Here is a 16,849-nt window from a genome sequence, read left to right on the forward strand (position 1 = left end):
ACATTCAAATTGGTCTGCAAAGTTATACATTTTATTTATATTACAATGTAGATCAGTATATTATTAACTATATTATTAATTTACAAGAGAACTACATGGTTGTTTTTTAACAATTGTGCTTAAAAGCCTTTACGGGTACAAGACCTTGAAATCCCGTGGGCTGCCGCCGTCTGTCAAGCCGTCCTGCCGGAGCCGCCGGAGGGTCTCGGCTGCCGATCCGCTGCCGAAGTTGCGGACACAGTACAGGCGGGAGAAGCGGAAGCGGCGGAGGTGGACGAGCAGGTGCTCCACGGTGAAGACGCCCAACTCCCGGCACGCCCGGACGATGCGCTGCGACAAGCCGAAGGTGTCGAGCGGGGTATCGAGCAGGCGGCGGAGCCTGCCCGGTCTGCCGGGCTTGCCCCGCTGTTGCGCCACGTCTTCGTAGATGGTGGCGACCCGGTTGCGGCTGAACAGGGCGGCAAGGGATGCGCCGTCGATCATCAGGATGCCGTCGAAACGGGCGTAGGCGATGTGGTTGCCGTTCATCCAGAGGGTGATGCGCAGCTCGTCCGTGCCGCAGAGCCGGGCGGCTTCCGCCACGGTGATCCAACCGATGCCGTTCATCGCCTGCGCTCCTTTCCTTTGGGCTTGTCCGTGCGGGGCGGGAACCCGTACACGGTGCGGAAGTCCTTGTCGAAGGTGAGGTACGCATCGAAGGGCTTGCCGTCCCTGCTCCTGAAGCCTTTGATAAGGGATGTTTTGCCTTTGGTCACGAGGTCGGCAATCTGGCTGTCGGTGAGCTGCTTCTCCCCCTTGTTGCGGAAGACGGTAAGCCCACAATCGACGTTGCTGCACTTGGCGACCTTCGGGTAAAGGAGGATGCGACCGGAACGGCACTTGGGACACGGGATATGTCCGCCGTCCGCCACCGATACCTGCACTTGCAGGAGTTCTTCGGTAATCTGGGCGGCATAGACCTCGATGCCCTTGCGGAAGGTGTCGGGATTCATCTCCCCGCTCTCGATCTTGGCGAGGGCGGTCTCCCACTGCCCGGTCATCTCGACATCGGCGATGCGCTTGTCCTTCACTATCTGGTACACGGCAAGCCCCTTGCCGGTCGGTACGAGGCTCTTCTTCTCCCGGCGCACGTAGTCCCGGGCAAAGAGGGTCTCGATGATGGAGGCACGGGTGGCGGGCGTGCCGATGCCGTTCCCTTTCAGGCTGTCCCGCAGCTCGTCGTCTCGCAACTCCCTGCCGCAATGCTCCATCGCCGAAAGGAGGCTGCTCTCGGTGTGCAGGGGACGGGGCTTGGTCTGTTTCTCCACGCACTCCGCCGATTGCAGGGGGAAAGCCTCGCCGGGCTGCAAGGGCGGCAAAGCGGCTGTACCCTCGTCGTCCTCGTCCCGCTCGCCACGCACGGCACGCCATCCGGCAGACCTGACGACCGTTCCCTTGGCGGTGAACACGCTGTTTCCCGCCGTGAAGGAGACGGTGGTAACATCCTTGAGGCAACGGGCGGAGAAGGCTTCGAGCAGGCGGGCGGCTACCATGTCGTACACCGTGCGCTCGTCGGCGGACAGCTCGCCGGGCAGACACTCGGTGATGATGAGCGCATGGTGGTCGGTAACTTTCCCCGCATCCACGCTGCGGCGGTTGAGCGAAGCTCCTTTCAGGGCGGCGGCATGGGCGGCGAAAGCCGGGTACCGCTTCAGCAGTGCGATGCGGTCGGGTATCTCGTCGAACACATCGTCCGAGAGGTAGCGGGAGCCGGTACGGGGATAGCTCAACACCTTCTTCTCGTAAAGCGACTGGGCGACGGAGAGGGTCTTGTCCGCCGAGAAGCCGTACCTGCCGTTCGCCTCTTTCTGCAAGGCGGTCAGATCGTAGAGCAAGGGAGGCTCTTGGCTCACTTCCCTGCGCTGCACGTCGGCAACCTGCACCGTCCCCGTTGCGGTAACAGCGGCGAGGGCGGCGTTTGCCGCCGGAAGGGTTTCGTAACGCAATTCAGAGATGGCGGCGAAGGGCGTGCCGTCCTTTTCCGCCGTAACCTTCAGCCGGAAATAGGTCTGCGGGGTGAAATCCCTGTTCTCCAGATAACGGGAGCAAATCATCATCAAGGTGGGCGTCTGCACCCGTCCGAGGGAGTAGATGCCCTGCCCGGCGGCGATGGAAAGCGCTTGAGTCGCATTCAATCCAATCTCCCAGTCGGCGATGGCACGGGCTTCGGCGGCACGGTAGAGGTTGTCGTAGTCGCTGCCGGGTCTGAGGTTGTCCAGCCCTTCCCGGATGGCACGGTCGGTCAGCGAGGAGATCCAGAGGCGCAGGCAGGGTTTGCGGCAGCCAAGGTAATTGTAGATGTACCGATGAATGGCTTCGCCCTCACGCCCGGCGTCGGTCGCCACGACGATACGGTCGGAACGGTCGAAAACCTCCCTGATGACCTTCAACTGTTTGAGCACGCCGGGGTCGGGCTTGTACTCCTTGCCCTCCCGTATCTGGCGGGGGATGTACTTGAACTCCTGCGGCAGAATGGGCAGGTTCTCACGCCGGAAGCCCGTGTAGCCGTATGCTTCGGGCATGGCGAGCTGGACGAGATGGCCGAACGCCCAGGTAACGAGGTAGCCGTTACCTGAGAGGTAGCCATCGTGCCGCTCCCGGACATTCAACACGTTTGCTATATCCTTCGCTACGGAAGGCTTTTCAGCGATGACTGCTGTAATCATATTTCTTTAAAATTTAACGGTTTGACAAAAGTTATCCCGCCGCTCGGACGGGATAACCGGGTAATTCATTTACAGAATGGCGGGGGAAATCATCGACGGACACCCCGGCTGCGCTTGGGCTTGTCGGGCTGTTCCTGCTTCTGTGCCTGTTTCCGGTCCTCTTTCTGCTCCTGCCTGCGCTCCTGCTGCTGTTTCTGCTCCCCGGTGGGTCGCTGCTGTGCGGATTGCAGGGCTTCTTTCAGGTTGCGGGTCGCCTCGACGGTCTTGCCCTCGGAATTGACCGCCACCTGCACCTCGTTCTCCACGGCGGGCTTGACACGCCCCTCTTCGAGCGCCGCCTTGTAGTCCTTGGGGAACATGAAGGCGGGCTTCTCGCCGGGCCTCCATGTGATGTAGCCTTGGTAGGCTTTTCCTTTCTTGTCCACCAAGCCGGAGACCTTGACCGTTCCCCCGGCTTCGAGTTCGAGGCGGGACTTCTCGGTAAGCTCCTGCTTGCGGAAGGTCTTCGGTACCTCCTGATTGGCGGTCTGTTTCAGGTTCGCCTTGTACGCATCCATCGCCAGCCTGCCCCGGTCGCCGAAGAGAAATTCGAGCTGCATCTTGGCTGCGCTGAACTGCACGGGTGCCGGGTAGAGCTTGGGCTGCTCCCCCTCCTTGGCTCTGGAAAGGAACTGGCAGACCACCGCCTCGCCCTGTTTGAGCCGGGCTATCTCGTCCGGGGTGAAGGTATGCCCGTTCTTCTCCGCCGGGATATTGACCTTGGAGAGCGGGAAGGCGACCAGCTCGTTGGTCTTGAGGTTGCGGCTGACAAGGGCTTCGACCTGCTCGCCCGCCCGGTTGGTGACAGTCGCCGGATGCCCCATGTTGCCCGTCTGCCGGAGCACCTGCTTGTCGGAGTCGGTGATGTCGTAGCCGAAGAACTGCTTCTGCATCTTCTCCGGGTCGAGGATGCCGTGGCTGCACACGGTCAGCCTGCCGTCCGTGCCGGGCTTGAGCGAGAGCTGGCTGTCGTTGCTGTGCGAGATGCCGTCGAAGTGGAAATGCACCCGGACGGTCTTGTCGGTCTGGAAGCCCCGGAGCATCTGGTCGAGCATCCCGTTGCCCTCGATCTGCTCCCGCTGCACGCCGAGGGCGGCGAGGCTGTTCCAGTCGATGTCCTCCGGGCGGTACTTGTACTGCGGGTTCTGTTCGGTCTGCCCGGCGGACTGCTGCGGCGCACCCTCCGGCTGTTGCTGCTGCCCGGCTTGGGTCTGCTGCTGCGCCTGCACGGGCGGCTGCACCTCGTACTGCGCAACGAGCGGCTCGCCCGTCTTGACGGACTGGCTCTCCCGTTGCCGGAAATCGGCGGCTACCCGCTGCACCTCCTCTTCCGGCACACGGAAGAAGTGGAAGCGGGTCGGGTCTTTCAACTGGTTCCAGAGGTTGGAAAAGAAATTCGAAAACATATCGCCGTGGCGATCCACCCGCAGGAGGTCGTTGTTGTCCTCCAGCGGGTTCTTGGTCTGTAACTCGCCGTCCTTTACTCCGCTGACGGCTTGGAGCGTGCCTTTCTCGTCCATGACGAGCAGGATGTCCATCAACTGCTGGCTGCTGTCCGGTCGTTCGTCCATAATCTAATGTTTTTAAATGGTGAATACTATTGGTTCTCAAGTGAAACCGGGCGTAAATATAGAGGGAGAAACACGGGGAACGTGCAAGTCCGGGGCGGGCTGTCCGCACTTGTCGTCCGGTTCGTAGGTTTGTCGCAGCCCTTTCCTGTGAAAAATACAAAAAAATCATGCCCCACACGCATTTTTCTCCTCCGGAAAACGGCGATAATTCGTTGTTTTCTCTATATTTGTAAAATATGGGTAATGAGGGACACGGTCTGTCATTGCCACCCATGCGATGCGTATGAAAGTTTATCAGAGCAAACCGAGAATAACGCTTTCACCTGCCATCCGTGACGGGCAGAAATACGTGGAAGTGGAGTTCGACGAGGACGATGCCATCCGGCTGTCGCTGTCGAAAGAGAAGGGCGTGCGGTTCGAGGGGGACAGAGCCTACCTGCCGGAAGAAGGCTTCGACCTGTCCGGCTTTTTCGACCGCCATGTGGAAACGGCGTATATCAATTACTCCGCCCTGAAAAACACCTTGCCCAAGAAGAGCGGGAAAACCAGCCCCGCCATCCCGCCCGGCTATGCCGAGACGCTGCGGCAACTGCGGTACAGCGAGCATACCGTCCGTGCGTACACTGTCTATTTCAGGGAGTTCCAGCAATACTTTGCGGGAAGAAACCTTCGCTACATCCGACCGGAAGAAATCAACGCCTACATCGTACACCTGATTGACACACGGAGGATCTCGTCGTGCCAACAGAACTTGCGCATCAACTCGATCAAGTTTTATTTCGAGAAGGTGCTGGGACAGGAACGGAAATGTTACGAGGTAAAGCGAGCCAAACGGGAACGGACGCTGCCCGACGTGCTGAGCAAGGAGGAGATAAAATCCATCCTTGACGCAACCGGTCCGGACATCCGGCTGTTCTGCATGTTCTCGTTGCTCTACTCCGCCGGGTTGAGAATCAGCGAGCTGCTGGACTTGAAGCCCCACGACATCAACGTGAGCCGTTCGCTGATACGGGTACGGCAGGGCAAAGGGAGGAAAGACCGCTACACGCTGCTGTCGAAGCCCCTTGTCAGGAAGCTGACCGAGTACACCAAGCTGTACAAGCCGCAGGAATGGCTGTTCGAGCGGTACAAGGGCGAGCCGTTCACGGAGAGCATCGTGTCGAAGAAGCTGAAAGAGGCGGCGAAGGAAGCCGGAATAACCAAGCGGGTGTACCCCCACCTGTTGCGGCACTCGTTTGCCACGCATCTGATCGAGCAAGGCACGGACTTGAAAATCGTGAAAGAGCTGTTGGGACACAACCAACTGAAAACGACGGAAATGTACGTGCATATAGCCGACACTTTCAAGAGCAGCATCCGCACTCCATTGGATGATATTCTTGAAAGTGATAATGAGATAGTTAAATAAGAAAATAACAGCGAAAACCGCTGATAATTACATGTTATCTGCCCATAAAAAGAATGAATATGAAAATAGAATTAGAAAATTGTCAAAAAAGTCTTACTCTCAAAGATTTTGAAGAAGTTGAGAGCAAGTTGGGTCATGTTTTGCCGGAAAGACTGAAAGAGTTCTATTTACAATATAATGGAGGAGAACCTAAACAGCAAACCATCTCCATAAACAAATATTACGAAGTGGAAATTAGAATTTTCCAACCGTTCAAATATAATAAGAGTTTTAAGAATGCTCTTTTTCATACTGTTGAAGGAGAAACCTTGGAGCATCGTAGTTCTAATTCGATTTCTGACAATATTCTGCTATTTGCCAGTGGACATAACAATTTGAGAAATATTGGTGTAATTGCAATCAATATAAAAAACAGAGCTGTATATTTTTATAAAATTATTGGTTTTGTAAAAAATAGCGATGCATTTATTTTTGATGAACCTCAATTGATAGCGGATTCAATAGATGATTTTTTCAATAATCTCGTTGCTTTCCCAAAAATCGAAGAGGAACAACAAACGGAGATTATAGAAATAGAAGGTGTAATGCCTGAACTTTCGGACTGTTCGGCTTCGCTAACAAAAGAAGATATAAAGAATTTTGAGGTTGAGTTGAATGTAAAGATTCCGGCAGGCATGAAGAACTTTTACCTCAAGTTCAACGGTGGTATGCCATCACCATATTGTTTTCAACCGCAGGACGAGGATTTGGATTGGGTGGAGATAAATGCGTTCTTTCCGATAAAGGAACGCACCAATGCTTTTGAAACAATTGAAGTCATAGCCAAAGACATGTGGAGCAGAAATCTAATGCCAAGCAACCTGTTGCCTTTTGCTATGGATTCGGGTGGAAACTATTATGCGTTGAACTTGAAGAATAAAAAGATTTACTATTACTTGACTGACGAGTGGGACGAAAACGCTTCAAGAGAATACAACTTTGAAACAAATACTCGTTACATCGCCCAGTCATTCAATTACTTTATAAATCATTTTATCGAAGAAGAGGAATAAAGCGGGCAGATAACAAGCGGATCAATCTCCTTTAATGATGATTATCCACCAAACATTACCAATAAACAAATAATTGAAATGTTAGATTTTAGCAATACAATGAATAATCATCACTTCGCTTTGAATGATGTTGAATTGAGAATATTACAACCTGTCTTTTTGGAGTTTCATGCAAAGACAGGATTGAGTATTGATGAATATGGAGATACAAGATTGATACCTCAAAATCTTGAATTACTTATTAATTTGGCAAATGATTATATAAAGACGTTAGATAAACAATCAATGAAAATTGTAATAGAGTTTATTAAGAATTTGCGTCCTATGATAATAGATAAAAACACAATTTGGGTAAGTGGAGATTGAAATATTGGTAACAAGAGAATGAACTGCCTTAACGGTCAGTTATTCACAAATTATCTTTTTGAATAAATAATAAGCGATGAACGAAGAACTAACAAATATTGTATTGAGCCTATCTTCTCTCGGGAATAAACGTATCGAGAGTTTGAGCAAGAAGGTTCTGAAAAAGATGAACTTCAAGTCTTCAAAAGATTTGGAAAATCTGAAAGACCTGTGTTTTTGGCTGTATATTTATGGTTATACTAATCAGTTTACTCAACTGTATTCAATACTTCTTTCTGTATCGTTTACTGGCAACTGGAATACATGGACACAAGTCGAACTGGTGTTGGCTTTAGTCTATTATGCTTCAAGAAAAAGTAAAGATGTTCTGCATGAATCTAAGGCATTGGCGGGAATCATGCAGGCAGAGACGGATGTTGAAAATATAAAGAGTCGATGCAACGGTTCGCTATTAGAAGGACGAGAGCAAAATGTTCAAGAAAGTATCCAACTTGGGAATAAAACAGATATAAGAGAGGCTCTTTACGCTGAAATGAGAGAGTTAGTATTGATATATGCTCTCGGTGGAAGTGAAAAATATCCCCTTGAGAAGATTGAGGCAAGAGTAGAGGAAATAAAAGAGAACTTAAAAGGAATGTAGCAAAAAAGATAACAAGCGGATCAATCTCCTTTAATGGCGATTATCCACCGGGCATTATATGCGAATGAATAGAAAAGAAGAACTAATAATGTGTTTCCCTCTAAATTTAAAAGAGGATGTTCAAGTAGTTATTGATAATTTGAAAATCAAGGACAAAGATATTCATGAAAGGTCGTATAGTGTCAAAATTAATGATATACTCTTAACAATACCGGAACGGATATACTTTAGTGAACCTGTATCTGGAAATTTGACTACTATACAGAAACATATTTTAGATTGCATTTTCACAAGACATGATAATGGTTTTATCAGACAGAAGCATTTGCACAATCTATTATTTTGTACAGAGTATTGGGTAATTCCGTTCAGTTTTAGGTTATTAGGTGAATATGTAAAAGATATATTAATTGACATAAAAATTCACTTAGAAAATAATATTGAAAATTACCTTGACTTTATATCTGAAAATAACGTGTTTTATAATAGAACAAGAAGTCAGATGATTAGCTATTGGGATTGTTATTATAGAGAAGAATGCCCTAATCTTAAATCATATATAGGTTTTCATATTTTCAGTGATTTAGAAACAGCATATAACAAACGAATAAACAGCCCTAACGGTCAGTTATTCACATAACATTATCAACTTATTAATGAATAAAATGAAAAAAGACAAACATATAAAAGTGCTATTTCACTTGGAACAAGATGAAGATGGCTATCCACCATTTTCTATTGAAGGTTTGTGGTGCAAAAAGGCAAGTAATGATACTTATATTGTCGATAATGTGCCATTCTATACCTATGGAATCAGTTTGGGGGATGAGATATGTGTTACAGAAGAAGATGGCGAATATCATTTTCAATCCATAGTGAATCCCTCTGGAAATAGCACATTGAGGGTACATTTTAACGATAAACGTATGCAGATGGTCAGAGACAAACTACTTGATATGGGATGCAAGGTAGAGATTTCTAATCTCCCTTCATTCGTATCCATAAATGTACCACAAGAAGTTTCCTTAAAAGTGGTCGAAGATGTTCTGACCAATATGCAAAAAGAATGTGATAGTTTGGCTTATGAACATGGTGTTGTCAGACAAAATATAAGTTGATAACAAACAGCAGACCGACTGAATAAGCGGAACGCTGCCGGACATTAGCAACCGAGAAATAAAAATGAAAAAGGAACTTATAGAACGATTGAGAAGATTTCTAACGGCACATGATATGATTGGGACACCAGCATCTGATGACCAGATATTATGCGCGGAACAAGAATTAGGTGTAAAATTTAGTTCTGACTATATAGACTTTATCAAAAGTTTCGGAACAGCCTACGCTGGAATGATGATTAATGCTTTAGACGGCAATGAAAATGTGGTCGATGAAACTAAATCATTAAGAGAAGTTCATCCTGAAGTTACAGACACTTATGTGATTTCAGATGATGGTTCTGGCAATCCCATAATGATAAATTCTAAAGGGGAGATTGAAATATACTATCATGATAGTGACGCCGAAAGAGAAATCATCGCTTTATCGTTAGAACAATATATAGAAGATAATTTTCATGAATGGTAAAAGCGGTTGCTAACAAGCAGATGAAACTTTTAAGGTAAGGTGGTTTATCCGCCGAACATTATGGTAGAAAAATGAACAATAGCAGGATTAAAAATATAGTAAATCTTTCAGCAGCAGAAAGATATGGCTACTTTATTCGTAAAGTTTCAGACTTTGAAGAAGTTTGGGGGTTAAAGGATAAAGAAGGTTGGGCTTTAATGGGAAATAATGAGCAAGTTTTATTTCCTGTATGGAGCGAAAAGGAATTTGCAGAATTGTGTAAATGGGATAACTATCAACCCAATTCTATTCCTCTTGATGACTTCATTGAGAAGTTATTACCGAAGTTAGAAAAAGACAATGTGATGTTGGCTGTATTCCCATTGTCAAAGGGGAAAGGTATAATTCGTACTGTTCAAGAGATAATTGCTGACATAGAGCGAGAGTGTGAACAATATGAATAAACTACCATAACAAGCGGATAAATCTCCCTTGAAAGGTTGATTATCCACCAAACATTATCAATGTGCAAAATAAAAAATAAAAGTAGTATGGAACTGAAGCAATATCTTAAAACAAATTGCCACTGGGAAAATCGGGTAATCATAAGCCCGAATGAGCTTATGGCAATTTATTCTAAAGCAAACTACCAACCGACTCCAAAGTTGATAGATTTCCTTATTTATTTCTACAATCAGGAATTTCAGTTTCCAAAAGTGGATGTGCATTTTAATCTAAAGAAAACATTAAACGATAATCCGCATTACTTATTCTACGACCAATTTTGTGAACTACTCCATGTTTCGGATATTTGTCCTTTTGGGGAATACGAACATGGATATATGGTCTTGCTTGTTGATAGTAAAAACAACATATACGGCGTAATGGATGATTATGTTGAACGGTTTGGAAATGATTATTTCAAAATGCTAAATCAACTTTATAATCGGTAAGGCATTGATAACAAACAGCAGACCGACTGAATAAGCGGAACGCTGCCAAACATTATCTGCCCATAAAAAGAATGAATATGAAAATAGAATTAGAAAATTGCCAAAAAAGTCTTACTCTCAAAGATTTTGAAGAAATAGAGAGTAAATTGGGTTATGCCTTGCCGGAAAGACTGAAAGAGTTCTATTTACAATATAATGGAGGTTCTACGAAACAGACCGCAAGCATAAATAAATATCAAGAGGTGGAAATTGAAGATTTCTTCCCATTCAAATATAACAAGGATTTTAAGAATGACCCCAGATATACGGCAGAAGGCGAAACATTAGAGTTAAGAAAAGCTGGAGCTATATCTGATAGCATTCTTATTTTTGCTATGGAATCTACCGATGAAGGTCGGATTACCATAGACTTGGTTAATGGAAAGATCTATCTTTACCCTATTGTGGGGATGCAAGATGTAATCTTCAATTTTGGAGAGCCACGACTTGTTGCAAATTCAATAGATGATTTCTTTGACAATCTCGTTGTTTTGGACGGGCACAAAGCAATTCCAGCAATAGAAGAAATCGAAGAGGGACAAACGGAGACAGCAGGTGTAATGCCTGAACTTTCGGACTGTTCGGCTTCGCTAACAAAAGAAGATATAAAGAATTTTGAGGTTGAGTTGAATGTAAAGATTCCGGCAGGCATGAAGAACTTTTACCTCAAGTTCAACGGTGGTATGCCATCACCATATTGTTATCAACCGCAGGACGAGGATTTGGATCGGGTGGAGATAAATGCGTTCTTTCCGATAAAGGAACGCACCAATGCTTTTGAAACAATTGAAGTCATAGCCAAAGATATATGGAGTAGGAATTTAATGCCATGCAATCTGTTGCCTTTTGCTATGGATTCGGGTGGAAACTATTATGCGTTGAACTTGAAGAATAAAAAGATTTACTATTACTTGACTGACGAGTGGGACGAAAACGCTTCAAGAGAATACAACTTTGAAACAAATACTCGTTACATCGCCCAGTCATTCAATTACTTTATAAATCATTTTATCGAAGAAGAGGAATAAAGCGGGCAGATAACAAGCGGATCAATCTCCTTTAATGATGATTATCCACCGAACATTATAAACTCTGGATATAAAGATGAATGTATGAATAATCAATATGCAGTTTTAATAAGTAGTGAAATCCCAGAACTTGGAGAATTGGACTTACTGCGCTCAATTTGCCGAGAGTTGAATGGTTATATGGAAGATTACAATAACCAAATCAACTTAGATAATTTGGGAGATTGGAAACTTCTCATACAGATAAATCTTCGAAATACTAATGGGATTGGGATTTTCAAACGGGCAAAACGTTTCCCATCTAATAAAGAGTTTGAAATATCTATTTCTATACCAGTACCAAATTTGGAGGAAGCACGCTATGGAATATCCGATATGACGGGGATTTATATTCCTTTAAATATTAAAAACTTCTACATTCTTTCTCCATGCTTTAGTAAATATGATAATTTGTATCATTATATTCTTGAGAGTGCAAAACAAGCCATAGATGCAGCTTTTACTTATGGCTTTACATGTAACGGCAAAAGAATAAAGAAAAAAAGTTTATAACAAACAGCACTACCGACTGAATAAGGCGGAACGCTGCAAACCATTATAAACTCGTAAAATAAAAATATGATTGAAGCACTGAAAAATATAGGATTCATCGTTACAGAACGATTGGAAAGAAAAGATTTAAGCTCTGATTTACAAAATCGGTACTCCGAACTTCCTGCGGACTATCAGGAGTTTTTACAACGGTTTCAGACAATCACGAATGAAAGTGATAATGTTTGGTTTAATTCCATAGAGGACTTTAACGGAGAAAGCGATAGCGGATTCCGTTGGAATGAATTTGAGCTGATGGGACTTGAGGCGTTGGCAGATGATAAGGAATCCTGTGATATGATACGCCTGTTTTGGGATAGCCATATTCCTATTCTTATGTCAGTAAAAGATGGATACCAATATTTGTGCATAGATTTATCTCCGGAAAATTACGGTAAAATCTATTATGGAGTTGAACCTGAATTTGAAGATTCGGCAGAATTTGTTTGCGATAGCTTTAATCATTTATTGGAAATGTTGTCTTCCAATGAAAAGAACGATATACTGACAAATTTCAAATAAGGTTATAATAAGCAGATAAATCTCTCTGAAAGATTGATTGTCAGCTAATAAAAAAACGGTGACTGCATCTAAAGAATCCCATGAGTATTTCTGTGTAAATATAATATTATAAGTAAATGGAATGGCTGAACAACATATATCAGAATTTTGAAGGGCTACTATCAAATTTAGCCCAATATATTCAATCAAATCCTAAAGTAGGTCATTTAATTGGTATATTTTTATTGTCAATTTGGCTCATCGGGCTTATATTCAATTGGAAGTGGACGTATAAGGGGAACGGTTCTTATGGATGGAACAAGTTACTCGAAGAATTAGGTCCTACTACTTTCCGTTTTTGGTTAGGGGTATTTATAACTATCTGTTTATTGATTATGATTTATATTTATATTAAGGTATGATAGAACCGATGCTTATTCTCTTACCGTTTATCATGCCCAATGTATAAACCCGAAGTGAAACATCAGTGCGACATTCACCACGGTCAGGGTGATAGCGATAAGGACTATTTTTGCGAGCTTCCTGCCGGGATGTTTCAGTTTTCCGTAATATTCACGGAGCGCTTCACGCCGCCCGGCTGTGTAGCGGAGCTGGCAGAACAAGTCGGGAAGAAAGCAGAGCATCATCACTACGGCAAAAGCAACAATCCAACTGAAATAGCGAAACATCAACGGTGTTCCAAGCGGTACGAGTATGGCAAAGAGCCAGCAAAAGAACAACAGCATACGCCCGTTAAGGTTGGTATGCTCCCTTTCGTGCCATATCTCGGCTACATACCACATATAGTCGATGAAGCAGATCCGGTATTTGCGATTATCCTTATCCATATCATTACAAAAATAATGTATTTTGCTCACTTAATCATTACTTCATACCGAAAAACACCACGCAAAATAAAAAATACCCCGTCGGCAAGAACAAGCCGACGGGGTATTTTTATCCTCACTTGTCCTTAATCAGGTGCGACAGCTCCGGGTCTGCCTTGATACGCCCGATCTCGTCGGCGACAATCTGCCTGACCTCGTTCTTGATGCGGTAGTAGTTGGCGTCGATCTGCTGCTGCATGGTGTCGTTGCCGTCCTTGTCGGTGAAGTCGATGATCTGCGGAATCTTCACGTAGCGGGCGGTCTCCCGCTTGACCTGCTCGTTGTCCACGACAATCTCGGCATGGAAAATCTTCTGCTCGATACGCTCGTCGAAGTTGTCGGCTACCGCCCCGACGAACATACCCTGCGTGAGGTTGGAAATCTTGCTTGCCGGAATGAGGCTGTCCATCTGGGTATTGATGGAGACGGAGGTCTCGTTCCTGTTGATAGTCATGTTCTGCCGTTTCTGTAAGACCTTGCCGAAACGCTCGGAGAGCGTCTTGGCAGTTTCGGCAACTACCTGTCCTGCAAAGACATTGCCGACGGTATTGCAGATTACAGCGGACTCTTTGTCTCCATAATCACGCTTCAACTGGCTGAAATCCTGAAAGCCGAGCATGACGGCTACCTTGTTGCTTCGGGCGGTGGCAATGAGATTATCCAGCCCACGCATATAGATGGTGGGCAGCTCGTCGATAATCACGGCGGATTTGAGCCGTTTCTTCTTGTTGATGAGCTTCACGATGCGGGAGTTGTACAGTCCCAATGCCGCCCCGTAGATACCCTGCCTGTCGGGATTGTTACCGACTACGAGCACTTTCGGCTCTTCGGGATTGTTGATGTCGAGGGTGAAATCGTCCGCCGTCATCACCCAGTAGAGCGCCGGGGAAATCATGCGGGAAAGCGGTATCTTGGCACTGGCAATCTGCCCCTGCAACTGCTCCACCGCCGAGGATTCCCATGCGTCCATGAAGGGAGAAAGGTAATTCTCCAGCTCCGGGTACGAGGTGAGGATGGGGAAAATGTCGGCGTACTTGCGGTTCAGGAACTCGATGGCATGGGGAAAGGTGCAATACTTGCCGTTCTTGTAGATTTTGAGATACCATATAATACTGGCTAACAGAATGATAGGCGATTCTACGAAGAAATCGCCCTGCTTGGAAATATCGGGTAAGTCAAGGGCATTGCTGCCCCCTTCTCCCCTAAGAACCGTACATGAGAGTTTCCCCTCATACGGCTCAAGCAACTCAATATTTCTATTTGTTGTTAGAAATCGGCTCATACTTTCAACATTTTCGTTTATTTCGCTTGTAGCAGTTGTTGTGGACAAGTTGCCGTACAATCGAACCACCAACAGATATTTCGTTGACGTTCCATGCTTTTGTACAATCTATTTCCTTGCCACATAACGGACAAATCCGGTTCTGCTTGTTCCATAAATATAAGAGAGACTTACGTCCCTTGAGAGATTCCAGCATTTGTTGCTCCTTTCGCTGAAAGAAATAATCATCGTATTCCGGGTCGAAAGGGTTTGCCTCACCTTTGATTTGCTTGTACGGGGTATAATGTATATCCGACAACCTTTTAAGGGTCAGGTAGTTCACTTTCTTGCTCTTGGTTTCATATTTCCATGCAAACGTCCATTTACGCCCCCGAATTTCATGCCAATATTTGTCTGCAACCCAAGACTTGCGTTTCTTTGGATGGCGACGTAAAGCCCATTTCTTCGTGAGATTGTAAATGTGATTGTCACAACCATGAAAAGCATCGGTTGATGCACCATATCGGTAATAGTTGCCCCAACCTGTGATTACAGGATTAAGCATTCGTATCAGCGATTCCTGCTTACACATTTTATGTCCTTTAACGATGTCACCGATTTTTGCCCTGAAGCGTTTCTGTGCATCTTTGGACGGGGATGTGTATAGCCTTTTGCCAAACTTCCTCACATTGAAACCTAAGAAATCAAAACCGTCGTATATGTTCGTAATGGTAGTTTTCTCTTCGGATAAGGTCAGCCCTCTTTCTTTGAGAAATTCTATCACGATAGGTTTGACTTCGTTTTCCAATAGCTCCTTATCTCGACCTGTGATTATAAAGTCATCCGCATAACGAATAAGGTTTACCTTGTAGTGGAATGTCTTATTGTTGCGCCATAATCTTTTGAATCTTTCAGCCAAGAGTGGTTGAAGTCCGTCAAGTGCTATATTTGCAAGTGTCGGTGATATGATACCTCCTTGTGGTGTACCCTCTTCTGTCGGGAATAGTTTGCCATTGAATACAGCTCCACATTTCAGCCATTTTCTGAGTATCGTCTTATCCATAGGGATATGATTAAGAAGCCAGTCGTGGCTGATATGGTCGAAGCAGCCTTTAATGTCTCCCTCCAAAATCCATTCGGGGGAATGCTGGCGGTTTAGAACCGTATCAATCTGACGGATAGCGTCCATTGTCCTGCGTTTCTTGCGGAAACCATAAGAAAAGCGGTCGCCTGTCGTTTCGGCTATCGGTTCCAATGCCATGAGATATAATGCCTGCATCGCCCTGTCTTTCATTGTCGGTATTCCCAACGGTCGGAGTTTACCGTTCTTTTTCTTGATGTGAACCCTACGAAGCGGCTGCGGATTGTAACCACGACGTTTCAGTTCACCGATTGCTTTGTACTTGCGCTTGGGAGAATCCCAAAGCTGTTTATCTACTCCAGACGTTTTCTTCCCTTTGTTGGAAGTAACCCTCTTTACCGCCAATGCCTTGGCGTAAAAAGAGTGGGTCAGCATCCACTGCAAGGCTTTCACCTTGTTATGTCTGCCTTCCTTTTGAGCCTTTACAATACGCGCTTGTAGCTTTCGGACATAGGCTTCACACTTGGACCAGTCCATGCCGTCCCAAGTTAGATTCCTACTATCAGCAGGCGCACACGATGTTTTAGTTTCGTTCATTTGCTTTCCTCCTTTTGAAAGTTCTAAAAGTTATCTTGTAAAGAGTTACCATATACGGAAGTCTGCCCACTTTCGTGTCGGATGATGTCACCAATAACAACCCGTGATGTTGATTCAATCCGTATCCACCCCATTACAGGGTGGCATTCGCTTTTTCCGTTATCTCATACCTGCACCCCATTCGGCTTGCCTTGCGGTTCGCTTACTCGCATTCTTACGAGAGAGATACAGGCTTGCCCTGTTCCACGTAATTGACAAACGGATAGTTTAGGTTCTGCCAAGTCCGCCGGCAGTGCTGTGTCCGTGTAACCCCAACATGGGCAAGGGTTATCCGACTGCTTACCTTTTGGTGAGAGCTAAAGTATCTTGCGCTCCTTCAAACCTTACGACGGCTAAAGTCAGTTCACTTACGTTAACCATGCTATCCAGCCTCGCCACTCAACGGTATGATACTAACCGTCCTTGACATTCCCTCACGGTTCAGTCTTGTCCTTTCGGAAAGTGTACTTTGTCCTATAAGCTTGGCACAACCCATCACTGGAGATGCACCTTATAGTAGGCTAC

Annotated in this window: 18 protein-coding genes and 1 pseudogene; 13 read left to right on the forward strand and 6 right to left on the reverse strand. The window is 45.8% G+C overall.

The features are described from left to right. Positions 1-129: 129 nt before the first annotated feature. From E0E47_RS06590 to E0E47_RS06600, 3 genes are all read right to left on the reverse strand, one after another. The gene (locus E0E47_RS06590) at positions 130-606 is read right to left on the reverse strand and encodes a hypothetical protein (protein ID WP_008627641.1); all 477 of its coding nucleotides are present in this window, start codon (positions 604-606) and stop codon (positions 130-132) included. Next, complete coding sequence (locus E0E47_RS06595; RefSeq protein ID WP_008627642.1) at positions 603-2,705, reverse strand: type IA DNA topoisomerase; 2,103 nt, start codon at positions 2,703-2,705, stop codon at positions 603-605. The genes E0E47_RS06590 and E0E47_RS06595 overlap by 4 nt, the downstream gene beginning before the upstream one ends. 89 nt (positions 2,706-2,794) lie before the next feature. Further along, positions 2,795-4,315 (reverse strand): DUF4099 domain-containing protein, encoded by a 1,521-nt coding sequence (locus E0E47_RS06600; protein ID WP_130893285.1) that lies wholly within the window; start codon positions 4,313-4,315, stop codon positions 2,795-2,797. Between the two features lie 277 nt (positions 4,316-4,592). Between E0E47_RS06600 and E0E47_RS06605 the strand changes: the two genes are divergently transcribed. From E0E47_RS06605 to E0E47_RS06665, 13 genes are all read left to right on the forward strand, one after another. After that, positions 4,593-5,723 carry a tyrosine-type recombinase/integrase gene (locus E0E47_RS06605; RefSeq protein ID WP_008627645.1) on the forward strand — a complete coding sequence of 377 codons (1,131 nt, stop codon included), beginning with the start codon at positions 4,593-4,595 and terminating at the stop codon, positions 5,721-5,723. A gap of 53 nt (positions 5,724-5,776) precedes the next feature. Further along, complete coding sequence (locus E0E47_RS06610; protein WP_004328534.1) at positions 5,777-6,775, forward strand: SMI1/KNR4 family protein; 999 nt, start codon at positions 5,777-5,779, stop codon at positions 6,773-6,775. 78 nt (positions 6,776-6,853) lie between these two features. Beyond that, the gene (locus E0E47_RS06615) at positions 6,854-7,141 is read left to right on the forward strand and encodes a hypothetical protein (RefSeq protein ID WP_004328533.1); all 288 of its coding nucleotides are present in this window, start codon (positions 6,854-6,856) and stop codon (positions 7,139-7,141) included. A gap of 76 nt (positions 7,142-7,217) precedes the next feature. Then, a complete protein-coding gene (locus E0E47_RS06620) occupies positions 7,218-7,781 on the forward strand; it encodes a DUF6707 family protein (protein WP_008627649.1) in 564 nt (187 codons plus the stop codon). 64 nt (positions 7,782-7,845) lie between these two features. Then, positions 7,846-8,421, forward strand: coding sequence for a hypothetical protein (locus E0E47_RS06625; RefSeq protein WP_008627650.1), 576 nt, complete (start codon positions 7,846-7,848; stop codon positions 8,419-8,421). A gap of 25 nt (positions 8,422-8,446) precedes the next feature. Further along, complete coding sequence (locus tag E0E47_RS06630; RefSeq protein ID WP_224262761.1) at positions 8,447-8,899, forward strand: DUF4265 domain-containing protein; 453 nt, start codon at positions 8,447-8,449, stop codon at positions 8,897-8,899. Positions 8,900-8,963: 64 nt separating this feature from the next. Continuing rightward, positions 8,964-9,368 carry an SMI1/KNR4 family protein gene (locus tag E0E47_RS06635; protein WP_008627667.1) on the forward strand — a complete coding sequence of 135 codons (405 nt, stop codon included), beginning with the start codon at positions 8,964-8,966 and terminating at the stop codon, positions 9,366-9,368. A 71-nt stretch (positions 9,369-9,439) separates the two neighbouring features. Then, on the forward strand, positions 9,440-9,811 hold the full coding sequence (locus E0E47_RS06640; RefSeq protein WP_008627669.1) for a DUF2750 domain-containing protein: 372 nt from the start codon (positions 9,440-9,442) through the stop codon (positions 9,809-9,811). An 87-nt stretch (positions 9,812-9,898) separates the two neighbouring features. After that, the gene (locus E0E47_RS06645) at positions 9,899-10,300 is read left to right on the forward strand and encodes an SUKH-3 domain-containing protein (RefSeq protein WP_032851350.1); all 402 of its coding nucleotides are present in this window, start codon (positions 9,899-9,901) and stop codon (positions 10,298-10,300) included. A gap of 71 nt (positions 10,301-10,371) precedes the next feature. After that, positions 10,372-11,367 carry an SMI1/KNR4 family protein gene (locus tag E0E47_RS06650; RefSeq protein ID WP_007558975.1) on the forward strand — a complete coding sequence of 332 codons (996 nt, stop codon included), beginning with the start codon at positions 10,372-10,374 and terminating at the stop codon, positions 11,365-11,367. A gap of 84 nt (positions 11,368-11,451) precedes the next feature. Then, on the forward strand, positions 11,452-11,919 hold the full coding sequence (gene imm9 / locus E0E47_RS06655) for an Imm9 family immunity protein (protein ID WP_008627674.1): 468 nt from the start codon (positions 11,452-11,454) through the stop codon (positions 11,917-11,919). 66 nt (positions 11,920-11,985) lie between these two features. After that, complete coding sequence (locus E0E47_RS06660; protein ID WP_008627682.1) at positions 11,986-12,480, forward strand: SMI1/KNR4 family protein; 495 nt, start codon at positions 11,986-11,988, stop codon at positions 12,478-12,480. A 116-nt stretch (positions 12,481-12,596) separates the two neighbouring features. Further along, positions 12,597-12,881 (forward strand): immunity 17 family protein, encoded by a 285-nt coding sequence (locus E0E47_RS06665; RefSeq protein WP_008627683.1) that lies wholly within the window; start codon positions 12,597-12,599, stop codon positions 12,879-12,881. Positions 12,882-12,911: 30 nt separating this feature from the next. On the opposite strand, the gene E0E47_RS06670 is transcribed toward E0E47_RS06665, so the two are convergent. The 3 genes and pseudogenes from E0E47_RS06670 to ltrA form a co-directional block, all read right to left on the reverse strand. Beyond that, positions 12,912-13,307: a hypothetical protein gene (locus E0E47_RS06670; RefSeq protein WP_008627685.1), complete on the reverse strand. Its 396-nt coding sequence runs from the start codon at positions 13,305-13,307 to the stop codon at positions 12,912-12,914. Positions 13,308-13,422: 115 nt separating this feature from the next. Next, positions 13,423-14,511: pseudogene (locus tag E0E47_RS06675) on the reverse strand (TraM recognition domain-containing protein); the annotation flags it as partial. A 121-nt stretch (positions 14,512-14,632) separates the two neighbouring features. Beyond that, positions 14,633-16,285, reverse strand: coding sequence for a group II intron reverse transcriptase/maturase (gene ltrA / locus E0E47_RS06680; RefSeq protein ID WP_004308488.1), 1,653 nt, complete (start codon positions 16,283-16,285; stop codon positions 14,633-14,635). Positions 16,286-16,849 lie beyond the last annotated feature (564 nt).

The sequence above is a fragment of the Paraprevotella xylaniphila YIT 11841 genome (assembly GCF_900683745.1).
Taxonomy (GTDB): Bacteria; Bacteroidota; Bacteroidia; order Bacteroidales; family Bacteroidaceae; genus Paraprevotella; species Paraprevotella xylaniphila.

Bases quoted from the DNA above. Each gene is read 5' to 3' on its own strand.
- E0E47_RS06645 (WP_032851350.1), top strand. From the start codon at position 9,899: ATGGAACTGAAGCAATATCTTAAAACAAATTGCCACTGGGAAAATCGG.
- E0E47_RS06650 (WP_007558975.1), top strand. From the start codon at position 10,372: ATGAATATGAAAATAGAATTAGAAAATTGCCAAAAAAGTCTTACTCTC.
- E0E47_RS06665 (WP_008627683.1), top strand. From the start codon at position 12,597: ATGGAATGGCTGAACAACATATATCAGAATTTTGAAGGGCTACTATCA.
- E0E47_RS06630 (WP_224262761.1), top strand. From the start codon at position 8,447: ATGAAAAAAGACAAACATATAAAAGTGCTATTTCACTTGGAACAAGAT.
- E0E47_RS06640 (WP_008627669.1), top strand. From the start codon at position 9,440: ATGAACAATAGCAGGATTAAAAATATAGTAAATCTTTCAGCAGCAGAA.
- E0E47_RS06660 (WP_008627682.1), top strand. From the start codon at position 11,986: ATGATTGAAGCACTGAAAAATATAGGATTCATCGTTACAGAACGATTG.
- ltrA (WP_004308488.1), bottom strand. From the start codon at position 16,285: ATGAACGAAACTAAAACATCGTGTGCGCCTGCTGATAGTAGGAATCTA.
- E0E47_RS06605 (WP_008627645.1), top strand. From the start codon at position 4,593: ATGCGTATGAAAGTTTATCAGAGCAAACCGAGAATAACGCTTTCACCT.
- E0E47_RS06615 (WP_004328533.1), top strand. From the start codon at position 6,854: ATGTTAGATTTTAGCAATACAATGAATAATCATCACTTCGCTTTGAAT.
- E0E47_RS06635 (WP_008627667.1), top strand. From the start codon at position 8,964: ATGAAAAAGGAACTTATAGAACGATTGAGAAGATTTCTAACGGCACAT.
- E0E47_RS06620 (WP_008627649.1), top strand. From the start codon at position 7,218: ATGAACGAAGAACTAACAAATATTGTATTGAGCCTATCTTCTCTCGGG.
- E0E47_RS06610 (WP_004328534.1), top strand. From the start codon at position 5,777: ATGAATATGAAAATAGAATTAGAAAATTGTCAAAAAAGTCTTACTCTC.
- E0E47_RS06670 (WP_008627685.1), bottom strand. From the start codon at position 13,307: ATGGATAAGGATAATCGCAAATACCGGATCTGCTTCATCGACTATATG.
- E0E47_RS06590 (WP_008627641.1), bottom strand. From the start codon at position 606: ATGAACGGCATCGGTTGGATCACCGTGGCGGAAGCCGCCCGGCTCTGC.
- E0E47_RS06625 (WP_008627650.1), top strand. From the start codon at position 7,846: ATGAATAGAAAAGAAGAACTAATAATGTGTTTCCCTCTAAATTTAAAA.
- imm9 (WP_008627674.1), top strand. From the start codon at position 11,452: ATGAATAATCAATATGCAGTTTTAATAAGTAGTGAAATCCCAGAACTT.
- E0E47_RS06600 (WP_130893285.1), bottom strand. From the start codon at position 4,315: ATGGACGAACGACCGGACAGCAGCCAGCAGTTGATGGACATCCTGCTC.
- E0E47_RS06595 (WP_008627642.1), bottom strand. From the start codon at position 2,705: ATGATTACAGCAGTCATCGCTGAAAAGCCTTCCGTAGCGAAGGATATA.